The organism is Synechococcus sp. RC10B2, from assembly GCF_047502635.1.
The window spans coordinates 1-633 of record NZ_JANSHO010000023.1; the positions used below are offsets into that span (position 1 = coordinate 1).

At 66.7% G+C, this 633-nt stretch carries 1 protein-coding gene; it reads left to right on the forward strand.

The genetic code is table 11. The features are described 5' to 3' along the window. A partial coding sequence (locus NW855_RS03765; protein ID WP_414508364.1) for a tocopherol cyclase family protein occupies window positions 1–633 on the forward strand: 633 nt, incomplete at both ends.

Below are 633 nucleotides of genomic sequence, written 5' to 3' on the forward strand. Positions count from 1 at the left end.
TGCATTGGCGCACCTTCCCCAATCCACAGCGCTTCTGGGCCAGTTGGCGGCACCTGGCCTTGGGGCACGCTGGCGGGCCAGGCGAGAGCTGGCGAGGGCTGCAGGAGCCCCTCACCTTCTTCCAACACACCGCCAGCGGCTACCAATACACCGCCCGCCTCAACCAGGGGATCCTGCCAGATCCTGTCAGAGGCGAGGCCATCCGCTGGCTCTATCGCATTCAACTCTGCTCTGCCTACGGGATCCCGCCGCGGGCCACCATGGGAGCCTGGTCTTATCTGCCCATCTTCGAGCCGGGCTGGCAGATCCTGATGAGCCACGGCCTGGCCAGCGGCTGGGTGGAGTGGCGGGGCAGGCGCTTCGAATTCGAGCAGGCCCCCGCCTACGCCGAAAAAAACTGGGGACAAAGCTTCCCTCGCCGCTGGTTTTGGATCCAGTGCAACGCCTTTCCCAACCATTCCGGCCTCAGCCTCACCTGCGCCGGAGCCGAGCGGCAGGTGCTCACCCGCCCCGAAGAAGTCGCCCTGATCAGCCTGCACGGCGGGGGATCCCAGCCTTTTTTGGAGTGGCGGCCCGGCCAAGCTCGGCTAACCTGGCAGGTGGATCCCTGGGGATCCTGGCAGGTGCGCGGCG